Origin of the sequence: Comamonas sp. CMM03 (assembly GCF_019218715.1) — a bacterium.
GTDB lineage: Bacteria > Pseudomonadota > Gammaproteobacteria > Burkholderiales > Burkholderiaceae_C > Comamonas > Comamonas terrigena.
The window spans coordinates 539,057-557,292 of the sequence record NZ_JAHUXB010000003.1; the positions used below are offsets into that span (position 1 = coordinate 539,057).

Genomic DNA, 18,236 nt, shown 5'->3' on the forward strand with positions numbered 1-18,236 from the left:
TTGCGGGAGTAGTTCAATGGTAGAACCCTAGCCTTCCAAGCTAATGACGCGGGTTCGATTCCCGTCTCCCGCTCCAGGTTTGAAATTCCAACATTGCGCATTCGTGCGTGGTGTTTGCCCATGTGGCTCAGTGGTAGAGCACTCCCTTGGTAAGGGAGAGGTCGGCAGTTCGATCCTGCCCATGGGCACCATCTTTCTGGTGCTTCTTTCAGATGGTAGCGCCCAGAGCAAGTTAGAGCATTTGATTTTTTTCGGAGTCGAAAAAATGGCAAAAGAAAAGTTCGAGCGCACCAAGCCCCACGTGAACGTGGGCACCATCGGTCACGTGGACCACGGTAAGACCACCCTGACGGCTGCTATCGCTACCGTTCTGTCGAAGAAGTTTGGCGGCGAAGCCAAGGCCTACGACCAGATCGATGCTGCACCCGAAGAAAAGGCCCGCGGTATCACCATCAATACCGCTCACGTCGAGTACGAAACGGCTAACCGCCACTACGCTCACGTGGACTGCCCTGGTCACGCCGACTATGTGAAGAACATGATCACCGGCGCTGCCCAGATGGACGGCGCTATCCTGGTGTGCTCGGCCGCTGACGGCCCCATGCCCCAGACCCGCGAACACATCCTGCTGTCGCGTCAGGTGGGCGTGCCTTACATCATCGTCTTCCTGAACAAGGCTGACATGGTGGACGACGAAGAACTGCTGGAACTGGTCGAAATGGAAGTGCGCGAGCTGCTGTCCAAGTACGACTTCCCCGGCGACGACACCCCCATCATCCGCGGCTCTGCCAAGCTGGCCCTGGAAGGCGACCAATCCGACAAGGGTGAACCCGCTATCCTGCGTCTGGCCGAAGCTCTGGATAGCTACATCCCCACGCCTGAGCGTGCTGTGGACGGTGCTTTCCTGATGCCCGTGGAAGACGTGTTCTCGATCTCCGGTCGTGGTACCGTGGTGACCGGCCGTATCGAACGCGGCATCATCAAGGTCGGCGAAGAAATCGAAATCGTCGGTATCAAGGACACCCAGAAGACCACCGTCACGGGCGTGGAAATGTTCCGCAAGCTGCTGGACCAAGGTCAAGCTGGCGACAACGTGGGTCTGCTGCTGCGCGGCACCAAGCGTGAAGACGTGGAACGTGGCCAAGTGCTGTGCAAGCCCGCTTCGATCAAGCCCCACACCCACTTCACCGCTGAGGTGTATGTGCTGTCGAAGGACGAAGGCGGTCGCCACACTCCTTTCTTCAACAACTACCGTCCCCAGTTCTACTTCCGTACCACCGACGTGACCGGTTCCATCGAGCTGCCCGCCGACAAGGAAATGGTGATGCCTGGTGACAACGTGTCGATCACTGTGAAGCTGATCGCCCCCATCGCCATGGAAGAAGGTCTGCGTTTCGCTATCCGCGAAGGTGGCCGTACTGTGGGTGCAGGCGTGGTTGCTACCATCCTGGCTTAAAATTTAAGGGTTTAGGGGTATAGCTCAATTGGCAGAGCGTCGGTCTCCAAAACCGAAGGTTGTAGGTTCGATTCCTACTGCCCCTGCCACCTCTAGGTGGTAAAGATAAGCCCGCCAGACTCTGGCGGGCTTCAGTGTCTTGTGCTCGGCCATTGTGCTGTGCGAATGAAGATTAGGTATGGCTACATCGCAAGTTGAAACAGTAAGCTCTGGCGCCGACAAGGCCAAGCTGGCTGCAGTGCTGGTTCTGGTGATTGCATCCATCGCCGGCTTTTATTTTCTGGGCGCCCAAGGCCCTGTTGCGCAATGGGGCGTGCTGTTGGTCGGCCTGGTGGCCGCTGCGGCCGTGTTCCTGGTCTCCGAGCAAGGCAAGCAGTTGATTGCGTTTGCCAAGGATTCTTGGAAAGAAGTCAAAAAGGTTGTCTGGCCCTCGCGCAAAGAGACCTTGCAGATGACGCTTTATGTGTTCGCCTTTGTGGTGATCATGGCTTTGTTCCTCTGGTTGACCGACAAGACCGTGGAGTGGGTGTTGTATGACCTCATTCTGGGCTGGAGAAAATAATGACTGATGCGATGGACGCAGGTGCATCGGGCGCTCAAGTGGCGCCCGCTGCTGCAGTGAATCCTGATTTGCGCTGGTATATCGTGCATGCCTATTCGGGCATGGAAAAAGCGGTGGAGCGCAACATCACGGAGCGCATTCAGCGTTCTGGTATGCAGGAAAAATTCGGCCGTATCCTGGTTCCCACCGAAGAAGTGGTGGAAATGAAGAATGGCCAGCGCAAGACCACCGAGCGTCGCCTGTTCCCGGGTTATGTGTTCGTCGAGATGGTGATGGACGACGACACCTGGCACCTGGTCAAGCACACCAGCAAGGTGACCGGCTTTGTGGGAGGCGCCAAGAACCGCCCTGCACCGATCTCGGAAGAGGAAGTGCAGAAGATCGTGAGCCAGATGCAGGAAGGCTCCGACAAGCCGCGCCACAAGATCGAGTTCATGGTGGGCGAGCTGGTGCGTGTCAAGGAAGGTCCGTTCACGGACTTCAACGGCACGGTCGAAGAAGTCAATTACGAGAAGAACCGCCTGCGGGTGTCCGTGGCGATCTTCGGTCGCTCCACTCCGGTGGAACTGGAATTTGCGCAGGTCGAAAAGACCTGATGCCGATCGCACGTTGTGGGACTCGCGTGCTGAAATAAGAGTCCTTTAACACGGGGAGCCATGTACTGCATGGCGCTATACCCGTAAGGAGTAAATCCATGGCGAAGAAAATCGTCGGTTTTATCAAGCTGCAAGTGCCAGCTGGTAAGGCCAATCCTTCCCCTCCCATCGGTCCTGCGCTGGGTCAGCGCGGCCTGAACATCATGGAATTCTGCAAGGCATTCAATGCGCAGACCCAAGGTGTTGAGCCCGGTCTGCCTCTGCCTGTGGTGATCACGGCCTTTGCTGACAAGAGCTTCACGTTCGTCATCAAGACCCCTCCCGCCACCGTGCTGATCAAGAAGGCCATCAAGCTGGACAAGGGTTCTTCGAACCCTCTGAAGGCCAAGGTCGGCAAGATCACCCGCGCTCAGCTGGAAGAGATCGCTCAGACCAAGCTGAAGGACATGAATGCCGCTAACGTTGACGCCGCCGTGCGCACGCTGGCTGGTTCTGCCCGTTCGATGGGCGTGATCGTGGAGGGTTTGTAAAATGGCCAAGTTGACCAAGAAGCAAAAAGCTCTCCAAGGCAAGGTGGACTCCACCAAGCTGTACGCCTTCGGCGAAGCCGTGGTGCTGGTGAAGGAAGCTGCAACCGCCAAGTTCGATGAATCCATCGATGTGGCCGTGCAACTGGGCGTGGATGCCAAGAAGTCGGACCAAGTGGTGCGCGGCGCTGTCGTGCTGCCTCACGGTACCGGCAAGACCACCCGTGTGGCCGTGTTCGCACAAGGCGCCAAGGCTGAAGAAGCCAAGGCCGCTGGTGCTGACATCGTCGGCATGGACGATCTGGCTGCCCAAGTCAAGGCTGGCGACATGCCCTTTGACGTGGTGATCGCTGCTCCCGACGCTATGCGTGTCGTGGGTCAGCTGGGTCAGATCCTGGGCCCACGTGGCCTGATGCCCAACCCCAAGGTGGGTACTGTGACTCCCGACGTCGCTACGGCCGTGAAGAACGCCAAGGCTGGTCAGGTGCAGTTCCGCGTGGACAAGGCTGGTATCGTGCACTCGACCATTGGCCGCCGCTCGTTCGACAACGACAAGCTGCAAGCCAACCTGGCCGCCCTGGTGGACGCGCTGAACAAGGCCAAGCCTGCTTCCAGCAAGGGTCTGTACCTGCGCAAGGTGGCGGTTTCCTCTACGATGGGTGTGGGTGTTCGCGTCGAGCCCCAATCCATCGCAGCGTAATTCGCTAAAATCTTCTGCCCGGATTTGTCCGGGCTGATGTGGTGGGCTGTCCATGTGCGCATGGACAGGTCATCCAAGACCGCTGGTGTGGCTTGCCACTTAATTGCATAGCCAGCGCAGATGGCGATCCCGCTGCAGATGGATGAATGTCCTCTAACAGTTGGTCGCTGCAACAAGAGCGCGCACAAGGGGCTTGCCCTGCGTGCGCATTTGAAGGAGTAGACCTTGAGTCTTAATCGCAGTGAGAAAGAAGCGGTCATCAACGAAGTGACCAGCCTCGCCGCTAAAGCTCAAACGCTTGTGATCGCGGAATACCGTGGCATCACGGTCGCCGACATGACCAAACTGCGTAGCGAAGCGCGCAGCAAGGGTGTGAGCCTGAGCGTGTTGAAGAACACCCTGGCCCGCCGTGCTGTCGCCGGTAGCGCGTTTGAAGTGGTGGCTGACCAGATGACTGGTCCCCTGATCTATGGCTTCTCTGAAGACGCAGTGGCTGCCGCCAAGGTGGTGGCCGACTTCGCGAAGACCAACGACAAGTTGGTGATTCGCGGTGGCGCGTTTTCGGGCAAGGCCCTGGACGTGAACGGCGTGAAGCAGCTGGCAAGCATCCCCTCGAAGGAAGTGCTGCTGGCCCAAGTGTGTGGCTTGCTCATGTCGCCTATGTCGCGTACAGCCGTTGTGCTGGGTGCGCTGGCGGCAAAGAAGAGCGAAGGCGCAGAGCAACCTGCCGCCGAAGAAGCCGCTGCAGCTTAATTGCGGCAACAAACAACCAACAAATTGTTAGGAAATTAACATGGCATTCGATAAAGACGCATTCTTGACCGCCCTGGACAGCATGACTGTTCTGGAACTGAACGACCTGGTCAAGGCAATTGAAGAAAAGTTTGGCGTGAGCGCTGCCGCTATGGCTGCTCCTGCTGCTGCTGGCGGCGGTGCTGCTGCTGCTGCTGAAGAAAAGACCGAGTTCAACGTGGTGCTGGCTGAAGCCGGTTCCAACAAGGTTGCCGTGATCAAGGCCGTGCGCGAAATCACCGGCCTGGGTCTGAAGGAAGCCAAGGACCTGGTCGACGGCGCTCCCAAGAACGTGAAGGAAGGCGTGGCCAAGGCCGACGCTGAAGCCGCAGTGAAGAAGCTGACCGAAGCTGGTGCTAAGGCTGAACTCAAGTAATTGAGTCCAATCCTGAGGCTGGAGTGCTCGCAAGGGCCTCCAGCCTTTGGTGCTTGTGGAACTGGCTTCCAGAGCACACCAGAAAACGGGCAAATCGCCTTTTTTCTAGTGTCTTCTGACAACCCGACAGCAGAAGATGCCTTGGTTCGGGCGATGTGCAACGCATCGCCGTCCGCCATGGTTGGTAGTGGCCAACCGCCAAGCCGGCAAAAGGAGCGCGCCCTTCTTGCCGGACAGTGTCGTCGCAGACCCAGGACTCAAGTCTTTGCCCGGAGATCTCATGGCCTATTCTTACACCGAACGTAAGCGAATTCGCAAAAGTTTCGGCAGCCGCGATAGCGTGCTCGAAGTGCCTTACCTGCTGCAGATGCAAAAAGATGCATACACCGCATTCCTGCAGTCAGACGTAGCCCCCAAAAAACGCACCATTGAAGGCCTGCAAGCGGCTTTCAACTCTGCTTTCCCCATCGTCTCCCACAATGGTTTTGTGGAGATGAAGTTTGTCGAGTACAACCTTGCCAAGCCCGCTTTCGACGTGCGCGAGTGCCAGACCCGTGGTCTGACCTTCGCCTCGGCCGTGCGTGCCAAAGTGCAGTTGATCATCTATGACCGCGAGTCCTCGACTTCGCAGTCCAAGGTGGTCAAGGAAGTGAAGGAGCAAGAGGTCTACATGGGCGAAGTGCCCCTGATGACCGACAAGGGCTCGTTCATCATCAACGGTACCGAGCGTGTGATCGTCTCGCAGCTGCACCGTTCGCCTGGCGTGTTCTTCGAACACGACAAGGGCAAGACCCACAGCTCGGGCAAGCTGCTGTTCTCGGCGCGCATCATCCCTTACCGCGGCTCTTGGCTGGACTTCGAGTTCGACCCCAAGGACCTGCTGTACTTCCGCGTGGACCGTCGTCGCAAGATGCCCGTGTCCATCCTGCTGAAGGCCATCGGCCTGACCCCCGAGTCCATCCTGGCGAACTTCTTCGTCAACGACAATTTCCGCCTGATGGACAGCGGCGCACAGATGGAATTCGTGGCCGACCGCCTGAAGGGTGAAGTCGCACGTTTCGACATCACCGACAAGTCCGGCAAGGTCGTCGTGGCCAAGGACAAGCGCGTCACGGCCCGCCACACCCGCGAACTGGAACAATCCGGCACCAAGTACATCAGCGTGCCCGAAGACTTCCTGATCGGTCGTGTGCTGGCCAAGAACATCGTGGACCCGGACACCGGCGAAATCATCGCCAAGGCCAACGAAGAGCTGACCGAAGCCCTGCTGAAGAAGCTGCGCAGCGCCGGCATCCAGGACATCCAGTGCATCTACACGAACGAACTGGACCAGGGCGCCTACATCTCGCAGACCCTGCGCACGGATGAAACCGCCGACGAGTTCGCTGCACGTGTGGCGATCTACCGCATGATGCGTCCCGGCGAGCCTCCCACCGAGGACGCCGTGCAGGCCCTGTTCCAGCGCCTGTTCTACAACGCCGACACCTACGATCTGTCGCGCGTGGGCCGCATGAAGTTCAACGCCAAGGTAGGCCGCGACGATCCGACAGGCCCCATGGTGCTGTCCAACGAAGACATCCTGGCCGTGGTCAAGATCCTGGTGGATCTGCGCAACGGCAAGGGCGAAGTCGACGATATCGACCACCTGGGCAACCGCCGCGTGCGTTGCGTGGGCGAACTGGCCGAAAACCAGTACCGCACCGGTCTGGCACGTATCGAAAAGGCTGTGAAGGAACGTCTGGGTCAGGCAGAGCAAGAGCCTCTGATGCCCCACGACCTGATCAACTCCAAGCCCATTTCTGCGGCGCTGAAGGAGTTCTTCGGTGCATCGCAGCTGTCGCAGTTCATGGACCAGACCAACCCTCTGGCCGAAATCACCCACAAGCGCCGCGTGTCGGCCCTTGGCCCGGGCGGTTTGACCCGCGAACGTGCCGGCTTTGAAGTGCGTGACGTGCACGTGACCCACTACGGTCGCGTCTGCCCCATCGAAACGCCTGAAGGTCCGAACATTGGTCTGATCAACTCGCTGGCTCTGTACGCCCGCCTGAACGAATACGGTTTCATCGAAACCCCGTATCGTCGCGTGGTGGACGGCAAGGTCACGATGGAAATCGACTACCTGTCGGCCATCGAAGAAGGCAAGTACGTGATCGCCCAGGCGAATGCTGAACTGGACGCCGAAGGCCGTCTGGTGGGTGAGCTGGTGTCGGCCCGTGAAGCCGGTGAGTCCACACTGCTGTCCCCCGAGCGCGTGCAGTACATGGACGTGTCGCCTGCACAGATCGTGTCGGTGGCCGCCTCGCTGATTCCGTTCCTCGAACACGATGACGCGAACCGCGCATTGATGGGTGCCAACATGTCGCGCCAGGCCGTGCCTGTGCTGCGTCCTGAAAAGCCCATGGTCGGTACCGGTATCGAACGCGTTGCCGCGGTCGACTCGGGCACCGTGGTGACGGCCACCCGCGGCGGTATCGTGGATTACGTCGATGCAACCCGCATCGTGATCCGCGTGAACGACGAAGAGGCTGTGGCTGGTGAAGTGGGTGTGGACATCTACAACCTGATCAAGTACCAGCGTTCCAACCAGAACACCAACATCCACCAGCGTCCCGTCGTCAAGCGCGGCGACAAGCTGGCCAAGGGTGACGTGATCGCCGACGGCGCATCGACCGACCTGGGCGAAATCGCCATCGGCCAGAACATGCTGATCGCCTTCATGCCCTGGAACGGCTACAACTTCGAAGACTCGATCCTGATCTCCGAACGCGTGGTGTCCGAAGACCGCTACACCTCGATCCACATCGAGGAACTGGTGGTGATGGCACGCGACACCAAGCTGGGCGCGGAAGAAATCACCCGCGACATCCCCAACCTGTCCGAGCAACAGCTGAACCGCCTGGACGAGTCCGGCATCATCTACGTGGGCGCGGAAGTGCAACCCGGCGACACGCTGGTGGGCAAGGTCACTCCCAAGGGCGAGACCACGCTGACTCCGGAAGAGAAGCTGCTGCGCGCCATCTTCGGCGAGAAGGCTTCCGATGTGAAGGACACCTCGCTGCGTGTGGACCAGGGTTCGTCCGGCACCGTGATCGACGTTCAGGTCTTCACCCGTGAAGGCATCCAGCGCGACAAGCGCGCTCAGCAGATCATCGATGACGAGCTGAAGCGTTTCCGCCTGGACCTGAACGACCAGCTGCGCATCGTGGAAGCCGACGCGTTCGACCGTATCGAAAAGCTGCTGATCGGCCGCGTGGCCAACGGCGGCCCGAACAAGCTGGCCAAGGGCGCCAAGCTGGACAAGGCCTATCTGGACGGCGTGGAGAAGTTCCACTGGTTCGATATCCGTCCTGCAGAAGACGAACTGGCTGCGCAACTGGAATCCATCAAGAACGCCCTGGAGCAGACGCGCCACGAGTTCGACCTGGCTTTCGAGGAAAAGCGCAAGAAGCTCACGCAAGGCGACGAGCTGCCTGCTGGCGTGCTGAAGATGGTCAAGGTGTACCTGGCCGTCAAGCGTCGCCTGCAGCCTGGTGACAAGATGGCCGGCCGCCACGGTAACAAGGGTGTGGTTTCCCGCATCGTGCCCGTGGAAGACATGCCTTACCTGGCTGACGGCACCACCGCCGACATCGTGCTGAACCCGCTGGGCGTGCCTTCGCGTATGAACATCGGTCAGGTGCTGGAAGTGCACTTGGGCTGGGCCGGCAAGGGTCTGGGCCAGCGCATTGGCGACATGCTGCAGGCCGAAGCCAAGATGGCCGATCTGCGCGCCTTCCTGGAAGAGGTCTACAACAGCCGCGGTCGCAAGGAAGACCTGTCGCTGCTGAGCGATGACGAAATCCTGCGCATGGCCAACAACCTGAAGACCGGTGTGCCTTTCGCCACCCCGGTGTTCGACGGTGCTTCCGAACAGGAAATCAAGGACATGCTGAAGCTGGCATATCCCGATGAACTGAAGGAGCGCAAGGGGCTGACCGACAGCCGCACCCAGGCCTACCTGTTCGACGGCCGTACCGGCGAGCAGTTCGAGCGCCCGACCACCATCGGCTACATGCACTACCTGAAGCTGCACCACTTGGTCGACGACAAGATGCACGCACGTTCCACGGGTCCGTACTCGCTGGTGACGCAGCAGCCTCTGGGCGGTAAGGCCCAGTTCGGTGGCCAGCGTTTCGGTGAAATGGAAGTGTGGGCGCTGGAAGCTTACGGCGCCGCCTACGTGCTGCAGGAAATGCTGACCGTGAAGTCCGATGACGTGGTGGGCCGTACCAAGGTGTACGAATCCATCGTCAAGGGCGAGCACGCCATTGAAGCCGGCATGCCTGAATCGTTCAATGTGCTGGTCAAGGAAATTCGTTCCCTGGGCCTGGACATCGAACTCGAGCGTTCCTGAGACCTTGTAAAAAACGTGAGCGCCTTCTGCGCATGAACAAAGGATCTGCATCGATCGAATTGAGGATTCGATGCAGATCCCGCAGAGGCAGCTATTAATTTGGATGAAAGGGAAAGAGTCTATGAAATCGTTACTCGACCTGTTCAAGCAATTCACGCCGGATGAGCACTTCGATGCCATCAAGATCGGCCTGGCTTCGCCCGAGAAAATTCGTTCCTGGTCTTTCGGTGAGGTGAAGAAGCCCGAGACCATCAACTACCGTACGTTCAAGCCCGAGCGCGATGGTCTGTTCTGCGCCAAGATCTTTGGCCCGATCAAGGACTACGAGTGCCTGTGCGGCAAGTACAAGCGTCTGAAGCACCGCGGCGTGATCTGCGAGAAGTGCGGCGTGGAAGTGACCCAGACCAAGGTGCGCCGTGAGCGCATGGGCCACATCGACCTGGCTGCACCTTGCGCCCACATCTGGTTCCTGAAGTCCCTGCCTTCGCGCCTGGGTCTGGTGCTGGACATGACGCTGCGCGACATCGAGCGCGTGCTGTACTTCGAAGCCTATGTGGTGACCGATCCCGGTATGACCCCGCTGAAGAAGTTCAGCATCATGTCCGAAGACGACTACGACGCGAAGCAGCGTGAATTCGGCTACGACGAGTTCACCGCCAAGATGGGCGCCGAAGGTATCAAGGACCTGCTGGAAGGCATCGATATCGACAGCGAAATCGAGCGTCTGCGTGGCGATCTGACCGGCTCCGAAGTCAAGGTCAAGAAGAACGCCAAGCGCCTGAAGCTGCTGGAAGCGTTCAAGAAGTCCGGCATCAAGCCCGGCTGGATGGTCATGGAAGTGCTGCCCGTGCTGCCTCCCGACCTGCGTCCGCTGGTGCCGCTGGACGGCGGCCGCTTTGCGACCTCCGACCTGAACGACCTGTACCGCCGCGTCATCAACCGCAACTCGCGTCTGCGCCGTCTGCTGGAGCTGAAGGCTCCCGAGATCATTGCGCGCAACGAAAAGCGCATGTTGCAGGAAGCCGTGGACAGCCTGCTGGACAACGGCCGCCGTGGCAAGGCCATGACGGGCGCCAACAAGCGTGCCCTGAAGTCGCTGGCCGACATGATCAAGGGCAAGAGCGGTCGTTTCCGCCAGAACTTGCTGGGCAAGCGCGTGGACTACTCCGGTCGTTCCGTGATTACCGTGGGTCCTTACCTCAAGCTGCACCAGTGCGGTCTGCCCAAGCTGATGGCGCTGGAACTGTTCAAGCCTTTCATCTTCTCCCGTCTGGAGCAGATGGGCATTGCCACGACCATCAAGGCCGCCAAGAAGGAAGTGGAATCCGGCAGCCCCGTGGTGTGGGACATTCTGGAAGAGGTCATCAAAGAACACCCGATCATGCTCAACCGTGCGCCTACGCTGCACCGTTTGGGTATCCAGGCGTTCGAGCCCATCCTGATCGAAGGCAAGGCCCTGCAACTGCACCCGCTGGTCTGCGCGGCATTCAACGCCGACTTCGACGGTGACCAGATGGCTGTGCACGTGCCCCTGTCCGTGGAAGCACAGATGGAAGCCCGCACGCTGATGCTGGCCTCCAACAACGTGCTGTTCCCCGCTTCGGGCGAACCCTCCATCGTTCCTTCCCAGGACGTGGTGCTGGGTCTGTACCACGCGACCCGCGACAAGATCAACGGCAAGGGCGAAGGCATGGTGTTCATGGACACCAACGAAGTCCAGCGCGCGCTGGATTCCGGTGAAGCCGAGCTGCATGCCAAGATCAGCGTGCGTCTGCCCCAGTGGACCAAGGACAAGGAAACCGGCGAATTCGTCAAATCCGTGAGCCTGGTGCACACCACGGTGGGCCGTGCCCTGCTGTCGGAAATCCTGCCCAAGGGCCTGGACTTCAGCAACATCAACAAGGCGCTGAAGAAGAAGGAAATCTCCAAGCTCATCAACGCTTCGTTCCGCAAGTGCGGTCTGAAGGCCACCGTGGTGTTTGCCGACAAGCTGCTGCAGAACGGTTTCCGTCTGTCGACGCACGCCGGTTTCTCCGTGGCCATCGACGACATGCTGGTGCCCCCGCAAAAGGCCGACATCCTGGCCCGCGCGGAAGCTGAAGTGAAGGAAATCGAGCAGCAGTACGTCTCCGGTCTGGTGACGGCTGGCGAGCGCTACAACAAGGTGGTGGACATCTGGGGCAAGGCCGGTGACGACGTGTCCAAGGTGATGATGGACCAGCTGAAGGTCCAGAAGACCACCGACCGCGACGGCAACCAGGTGGACCAGGAGTCGTTCAACGCCATCTACATGATGGCCGACTCCGGTGCCCGGGGTTCTGCAGCGCAGATTCGCCAGCTGGCCGGTATGCGTGGCCTGATGGCCAAGCCTGACGGCTCCATCATTGAGACGCCTATTACCGCGAACTTCCGCGAAGGCCTCAATGTGTTGCAGTACTTCATCTCGACCCACGGTGCCCGTAAGGGTCTGGCCGACACGGCGTTGAAGACCGCGAACTCGGGTTACCTGACCCGCCGTCTGGTGGACGTGACCCAGGACCTGGTCGTGAACGAGCAAGACTGCGGCACCTACAACGGTTATCTGATGCGCGCCATCGTCGAAGGCGGTGAAGTGATCGAATCCCTGCGCGACCGCGTGCTGGGCCGTTCGACCGCCGAAGACGTGCTGCATCCCGAAACCCGCGTGGTGCTGCTGCCCGCCGGTACGCTGCTGGACGAAGACACGATCGAAGAGCTGGAAGCCCAGGGCGTGGACGAGATCAAGGTGCGTACGGCGCTGACCTGCGAAACCCGTTTCGGCCTGTGCGCAACCTGCTACGGCCGTGACCTGGGTCGCGGTGGCCTGATCAACATGGGCGAAGCGGTGGGCGTGATCGCTGCGCAGTCCATCGGTGAACCCGGTACCCAGCTGACCATGCGTACGTTCCACATCGGTGGTGCGGCTTCGCGTGCAGCCGTGGCCTCGAGCGTGGAAGCCAAGTCGAACGGTTCGATCAGCTTCAACCCGACCATGCGCTATGTGAGCAACACCAAGGGTGAGCTGGTCGTGATTTCGCGTTCGGGCGAGATCGTGATCTCCGAAAACGGCCGTGAGCGTGAGCGTCACAAGGTGCCTTATGGCGCCATCCTGACCGTCAAGCCCGATGAAGCCATCAAGGCCGGCAAGATCCTGGCGAACTGGGATCCGTTGACCCGCCCCATCATTACCGAATACGCCGGTCAGGTGAAGTTCGAGAATGTGGAAGAAGGCCTCACCGTGGCCAAGCAGGTCGACGAAGTGACGGGTCTGTCCACCCTGGTGGTGATCGACCCCAAGCGCCGTGGTTCTGCCAAGGTGGTGCGTCCCCAGGTCAAGCTGATCGATGCCAACAACCAGGAAGTCAAGATCCCTGGTACCGACCACGCCGTGACGATCGGCTTCCAGGTCGGCGCGCTGATCCAGGTGCGTGACGGTCAGGACGTGGGCCCCGGCGAAGTGCTGGCCCGTATCCCTGTGGAAGGTCAGAAGACCCGCGACATTACCGGTGGTCTGCCCCGTGTGGCCGAGCTGTTCGAAGCCCGTACGCCCAAGGACAAGGGCACGCTGGCCGAGATGACCGGCACGATCTCCTTCGGCAAGGAAACCAAGGGCAAGATCCGCCTGCAGATCACCGATCTGGAAGGCAAGGTCTGGGAAGAGCTGGTGCCCAAGGAGCGCAACATTCTGGTCCACGAAGGCCAGGTGGTGAACAAGGGTGAATCGATTGTGGACGGCCCGGCCGATCCGCAGGACATCCTGCGCCTGCTGGGTATCGAAGAGCTGTCGCGCTACATCGTGGACGAAGTGCAGGACGTGTACCGTCTGCAGGGCGTGAAGATCAACGACAAGCACATCGAAGTGATCGTGCGCCAGATGCTGCGTCGCGTCGTGATCGAGAACCCTGGCGATACCACCTACATCCAGGGTGAACAGGTCGAACGCTCCGAAGTGCTCAACACCAACGAAGCGGCGCAACGCGACGGCAAGATCCCTGCCACGTACTCCAACGTGCTGCTGGGTATCACCAAGGCTTCGCTGTCGACCGACTCCTTCATCTCTGCGGCTTCCTTCCAGGAAACCACCCGCGTGCTGACCGAGGCTGCCATCATGGGCAAGCGCGACGAGCTGCGCGGTCTGAAGGAAAACGTCATCGTGGGTCGTCTGATCCCCGCTGGTACCGGTCTGGCCTACCACCAGGCACGCAAGGCCAAGGACGCCATGGACGAGGCCGAGCGCCGCGCCATCGCCGAAGCCGAAGCGGCCGAGCTGGCTGGCGTGACGGCTGACGAGTCCGTCGCAGGTGACGACAGCGCCGCGTAAGCGCGCGCTCTTGCGTCACTGACCACGCTCCCCGCTTGCTGCAAGGCAGGTGGGGAGCGTTTTTATTTGGGCGGCGCTGGCAGGGGCCGGCGCCGTACACATGGCGTGTAATTTCATGACGACTTCATCTGCTTCCCGCGCTGCTGGAAAACCGGCGCAGCCCGTGGCCTTGTCACGGCTGCTGGACCAGGTGGCGCAGGCCCTGCAGGCCATCCGCGCCGGACAATCGGGCACCGGCCTGCTGCAGGCCGTACCGGCCGCGCTGCGCCCGGGTGTCCAGGCGCTGCTGTTCCAGGTGCTGCGCAATCTGGGCCGGGCCCAGGCCTTGCGCGCCCAGCTGGCGCCCAAGGCCCCGGCCCCCAAGGTGGATGCCTTGCTGTGCACGGCACTGGCGCTGGCGTGGAATGAAGCCCAGGCACCGTATGCGCCCTTCACGCTGGTCAACCAGGCGGTGGAAGCGGCCAAGCGCGGTCCCGCTGCACGGCAGGCCGGCTTCATCAATGCCTGCCTGCGCCGTTTTCTGCGCGAGCGGGATGCGCTGGTGGCGCTGACCGACGCGGACCCCCAGGCCCGCTGGAACCACCCCCGCTGGTGGATCGAGCGCCTGCAGCGCGAATACCCCGCGCAGTGGCAGCAGATTCTGGAAGCCAACAACGCCCATGCGCCGATGGCGCTGCGGGTGCATGCCCGGAAATCGACGCCTGCGCAGTACCTGAGCGCCTTGCAAGCCGTCCACTTGGAAGCGACGGTGTTCGGCGCGCATGGCGTGCAGCTGGCCAAGCCCCAGCCGGTCGATGCCTTGCCCGGCTTTGCCGAGGGCGTGGTGTCGGTGCAGGACGGTGCCGCACAGCTGGCTGCGCCCCTGCTGCTGCAAGGTCTGGAACTGTCCCGGCCCTTGCAGGTGCTGGATGCCTGCGCCGCGCCGGGGGGCAAGACGGCCCACCTGCTGGAGCTGGGGGGCGAGGCCCTGCAGGTCACCGCCCTGGAAGTCGATGCGCAGCGTGCCGAACGCATTCACCACACGCTGGCGCGGGTGGGCGCGCAGGCCAAGGTGCTGGTGGCCGATGCCGGCCAGCCCGCACAGTGGTGGCAGCAGGCCAATGGAAGCCAGAAGTTCGACGCCATCTTGCTGGACGCCCCATGCACCGCATCGGGCATCGTGCGGCGCCACCCGGACGTGCGCTGGCTGCGCCGCGAAAGCGATGTGGCGCAGCTTGCGGCCATCCAGACGCAGCTGCTGGACACCCTGTGGCCCTTGGTGCAACCCGGTGGACGGCTGCTGTATTGCACCTGCTCGGTGTTCAAGGCCGAGGGGGATGCGCAGGTCAAAGCGTTTCTTGCACGCAACACTGATGCCACACATCAGCCATCGCCTGGGCATTTAATTCCCGGAACCACACCGATCCGCGATGCACTCCCGGACAATGGTGCAGGTGACCATGACGGCTTTTTCTACGCCCTGTTTACCAAGGCGCTCTGACCTTGTCGCCGCGCTGCAGCTGTGCGGTGCACTGCTGCTGGCGTTGGCCCTGTTCTGGGCGTTGCCCGGCGCGCAGGCCCAGACACTGGCCAGTGCGACCAGTACCGAGCTGCTGCTGGAGCCCGCGGCCGACACGGCCGTGCCGGTGGATGGGCTGTTGCTGCGCCCGGCGGGCGACAAGCTGCAGCTCAGCGCATCCCTGCATTTCGAGCTGCCTTCCCTGGTGGAAGACGCCTTGTACAAAGGCATTCCGGTGCACTTTGTGCAGGAAGTGCGCATGGTCAGCGAGCGCTGGTACTGGAGCGACAAGGTGGTGGCCGAGGTGGAGCGCCACATGCGACTGAGCTACCAGCCGCTGACGCGCCGCTGGCGCCTGTACACCGGTGCATCCCCGTTGAGCGAGCGGGGGCAAGGCGGTGTCTCCCTGGGTGTGACCTTTGATACGCTGGAAGACGCGATGTCGGCGCTGCGGCGCATTACCCGCTGGAATGTGGCCGAGCTGTCGCAGCTGCCCTCCAGCGGTGAGCTGCAACTGGAGCTGCAGATGCGCATCGACACGGCGCAGCTGCCTCGGCCGCTGCAGATCGGCAATCTCGGGCGCTCCGGCTGGAGCATGCTGGTATCCCGCAGCAAGCGTGTGGACGCGCATGAATGGCGATGACGACTGAATCCGGTGCGCCGGCGGCCCTGCCGGCCGGCAAGCATGCCCCCAGCGCCCGTACCGTGCGCTGGACCGTGGGAATTGTGGCCGCCGTCATGTGCGCCATCGGCATGGTGCTGCTGTTCCTGCTGACGCTGGCCACCAACAACCGGGTACTGTACGAGCGCCACTACCAGTGGCTGTTCGGCCTGAACGTGCTGGTGGCGGGCATTTTGCTATGCGTGCTGCTGTGGATGGCGGTGCGCCTGCTGGTGCGCTGGAGGCAGAAGAAATTCGGCAGCCGGCTGCTGCTCAAGCTGGCGGCGGTCTTCGGCATTGCGGGCCTGGTGCCGGGCCTGCTGATCTATGTGGTGTCCTACCAGTTCGTCTCGCGCTCCATCGAAAGCTGGTTTGACGTCAAGGTGGAAGGGGCACTGTCCGCCGGCGTCAGTCTGGCCAGCGTGACGCTGGAGACGGTGGCCCAGGACATGGCCAACAACACGCGCACGGCCAGTGCGCAGCTGGTCCAGGTGCCGGATGCGGCAGCAGGGCTGATCCTGGAGCGCATCCGCGACCAGCTGGGGGCCAGCGATGTGGTGCTGTGGAACAGCAACGGCAAGGCCGTGGGCACGGCAGGGCAGTCCTTGTTTGCGCTGCAGCCCGAGCGGCCCAGCAGCCAGCAGCTGCGGACCGTGCGCAGCCAGCGGCCGCTGGCCACCATCGAAGGCCTGGACGATATCAACCCCAACGATGCCCAGGCGGTGCAGCAGGTGCGGGTGCGCACGCTGGCGCTGGTGAGCAACCCCAGCGTGGGCCTGCTGGAAGAGCCCCGCTATCTGCAGGTGGTGCTGCCCTTGCCCCAGGCCCTGGTGACCAATGCACTGGCCGTGCAGGGGGCCAACCGGGAATACCAGGAGCGTGCGCTGGCCCGTGAAGGCCTGCGCAGCATGTACATCGGCACCTTGACGCTGTCGCTGTTCCTGGCCGTGTTCGGCACGGTGGTGCTGGCGGTGCTGCTGGGCAACCAGCTGGCCCGTCCGCTGCTGCTGCTGGCCCAGGGCGTGCGCGATGTGACGCAGGGCGATCTGCGGCCCAAGGCCGTGCTGCAGACCAATGACGAGCTGGGGGGACTGACCCGCTCGTTTGCGCTGATGACGCAGCAACTGGCCGATGCCCGCACGGCGGTGGACAAAAGCATGGTGGAGGTGCAGTCCGCGCGCACCAACCTGCAGACCATTCTGGACAATCTGACGTCCGGGGTGCTGGTGCTGGATGCGCAGGGCCGCGTGCTGTCGACCAACCCGGGGGCGACCCGGATCCTGCGCCTGCCGATGGCGGCGCACCTGGGGGATGCGCTGAGCGAGCTGCCGGGGCTGCAGGGCTTTGCGGCCATGGTGCAGGAACAGTTTGCGCTGTTCCTGGGCGAGCAGGGCGCCTCCATGGGGCGCGAGCGCTGGCAACTGGTGTTCGAGCTGGGCGCTGGCGACCAGGCCGATGGCCCGCGTGCCGGCGAAGTGCTGCACGACAAGACCAGCCTGGTGGTGCGCGGGGCCGAGCTGCCCGGCCAGCGCCGGCTGCTGGTGTTCGACGATATTTCCGAAATCGTCTCGGCCCAGCGTTCCCAGGCCTGGGGCGAAGTGGCCCGGCGTGTGGCGCACGAGATCAAGAATCCGCTGACTCCGATCCAGCTGTCGGCGGAACGCCTGGACATGAAGCTGTCGGGAAAGCTGCCGGAAGCCGAACAGGCGCTGCTGCAGAAATCGGTGCGCACCATCGTTGAACAGGTGGGCGCGATGAAGCGGCTGGTCAATGAATTCCGCGACTATGCGCGCCTGCCCGCGGCCGAGCTGCAGGCGCTGGACCTGAACGGCCTGGTGCAGGATGTGATGCACCTGTACGGCGAAGAAAATGCCCGCGTCCCGGTGAAGGTGGAGCTGGACCCCCAGTGCCCGCGCATTGCCGGCGATGCGCAGCAGCTGCGCCAGGTCATCCACAACCTGTTGCAAAACGCCCAGGACGCGACCGAGCAGCACGCCCAGAATCTGGGCGTGGCACCACCGCCGGTGCGCATCAGCACCCAGTGGCTGGAAACCGCACGCCGGGTGCGGTTGACCATCAGCGACAGCGGCGGGGGCTTTCCTCCCCATATCCTGCAGCGTGCCTTCGAGCCCTATGTGACGACCAAGGCTCGGGGTACGGGTTTGGGCTTGGCCGTGGTCAAGAAAATTGCAGATGAGCATGGGGCTCGCATCGATTTGGCCAACCGCACCGAAGAGGGCGTGGCGCAAGGTGCACAAGTGTCGCTATCATTCGTCCCTGAAAACAACGCTGCGGCGTCAGAAGGGATGGCGACCGCGCACCGCAGTACATAGGCT

General features: G+C 61.7%; 12 protein-coding genes and 3 tRNA genes. All 15 read left to right on the plus strand.

Going from position 1 to position 18,236, the window contains the following annotated elements:
* The first annotated feature begins 2 nt into the window (after positions 1 to 2).
* Positions 3 to 76, plus strand: a tRNA-Gly gene (locus KW830_RS13255).
* Between the two features lie 40 nt (positions 77 to 116).
* Positions 117 to 191 (plus strand) — tRNA-Thr (locus tag KW830_RS13260).
* A gap of 74 nt (positions 192 to 265) precedes the next feature.
* Positions 266 to 1,456, plus strand: a complete 1,191-nt coding sequence (gene tuf / locus KW830_RS13265; protein WP_192334956.1) for an elongation factor Tu — start codon at positions 266 to 268, stop codon at positions 1,454 to 1,456.
* A 13-nt stretch (positions 1,457 to 1,469) separates the two neighbouring features.
* Positions 1,470 to 1,545 (plus strand) — tRNA-Trp (locus KW830_RS13270).
* A gap of 89 nt (positions 1,546 to 1,634) precedes the next feature.
* Positions 1,635 to 2,018: a preprotein translocase subunit SecE gene (secE, locus tag KW830_RS13275; protein ID WP_066541596.1), complete on the plus strand. Its 384-nt coding sequence runs from the start codon at positions 1,635 to 1,637 to the stop codon at positions 2,016 to 2,018.
* Positions 2,018 to 2,614 carry a transcription termination/antitermination protein NusG gene (gene nusG / locus KW830_RS13280; RefSeq protein ID WP_066541598.1) on the plus strand — a complete coding sequence of 199 codons (597 nt, stop codon included), beginning with the start codon at positions 2,018 to 2,020 and terminating at the stop codon, positions 2,612 to 2,614. Before secE ends, nusG begins: the two co-directional genes overlap by 1 nt.
* A 98-nt stretch (positions 2,615 to 2,712) precedes the next feature.
* Positions 2,713 to 3,144, plus strand: a complete 432-nt coding sequence (gene rplK / locus KW830_RS13285; RefSeq protein WP_066541600.1) for a 50S ribosomal protein L11 — start codon at positions 2,713 to 2,715, stop codon at positions 3,142 to 3,144.
* A 1-nt stretch (position 3,145) separates the two neighbouring features.
* Positions 3,146 to 3,841, plus strand: coding sequence for a 50S ribosomal protein L1 (gene rplA / locus KW830_RS13290; RefSeq protein ID WP_066541602.1), 696 nt, complete (start codon positions 3,146 to 3,148; stop codon positions 3,839 to 3,841).
* 225 nt (positions 3,842 to 4,066) lie between these two features.
* Positions 4,067 to 4,594: a 50S ribosomal protein L10 gene (gene rplJ, locus KW830_RS13295; RefSeq protein ID WP_066541604.1), complete on the plus strand. Its 528-nt coding sequence runs from the start codon at positions 4,067 to 4,069 to the stop codon at positions 4,592 to 4,594.
* Between the two features lie 40 nt (positions 4,595 to 4,634).
* Entirely contained in the window at positions 4,635 to 5,009 is a 375-nt protein-coding gene (gene rplL / locus KW830_RS13300) for a 50S ribosomal protein L7/L12 (RefSeq protein ID WP_066541605.1), read from the plus strand.
* 280 nt (positions 5,010 to 5,289) lie between these two features.
* Positions 5,290 to 9,402 (plus strand): DNA-directed RNA polymerase subunit beta, encoded by a 4,113-nt coding sequence (gene rpoB, locus KW830_RS13305; protein ID WP_066541606.1) that lies wholly within the window; start codon positions 5,290 to 5,292, stop codon positions 9,400 to 9,402.
* 121 nt (positions 9,403 to 9,523) lie between these two features.
* Positions 9,524 to 13,741 (plus strand): DNA-directed RNA polymerase subunit beta', encoded by a 4,218-nt coding sequence (gene rpoC / locus KW830_RS13310; protein ID WP_218333403.1) that lies wholly within the window; start codon positions 9,524 to 9,526, stop codon positions 13,739 to 13,741.
* A gap of 115 nt (positions 13,742 to 13,856) precedes the next feature.
* Complete coding sequence (rsmB, locus tag KW830_RS13315; RefSeq protein ID WP_218333404.1) at positions 13,857 to 15,221, plus strand: 16S rRNA (cytosine(967)-C(5))-methyltransferase RsmB; 1,365 nt, start codon at positions 13,857 to 13,859, stop codon at positions 15,219 to 15,221.
* Positions 15,181 to 15,882, plus strand: a complete 702-nt coding sequence (locus KW830_RS13320; RefSeq protein ID WP_083520657.1) for a DUF4390 domain-containing protein — start codon at positions 15,181 to 15,183, stop codon at positions 15,880 to 15,882. The genes rsmB and KW830_RS13320 overlap by 41 nt, the downstream gene beginning before the upstream one ends.
* Complete coding sequence (locus tag KW830_RS13325; RefSeq protein WP_098066025.1) at positions 15,879 to 18,233, plus strand: ATP-binding protein; 2,355 nt, start codon at positions 15,879 to 15,881, stop codon at positions 18,231 to 18,233. The genes KW830_RS13320 and KW830_RS13325 overlap by 4 nt, the downstream gene beginning before the upstream one ends.
* Positions 18,234 to 18,236: the final 3 nt, after the last annotated feature.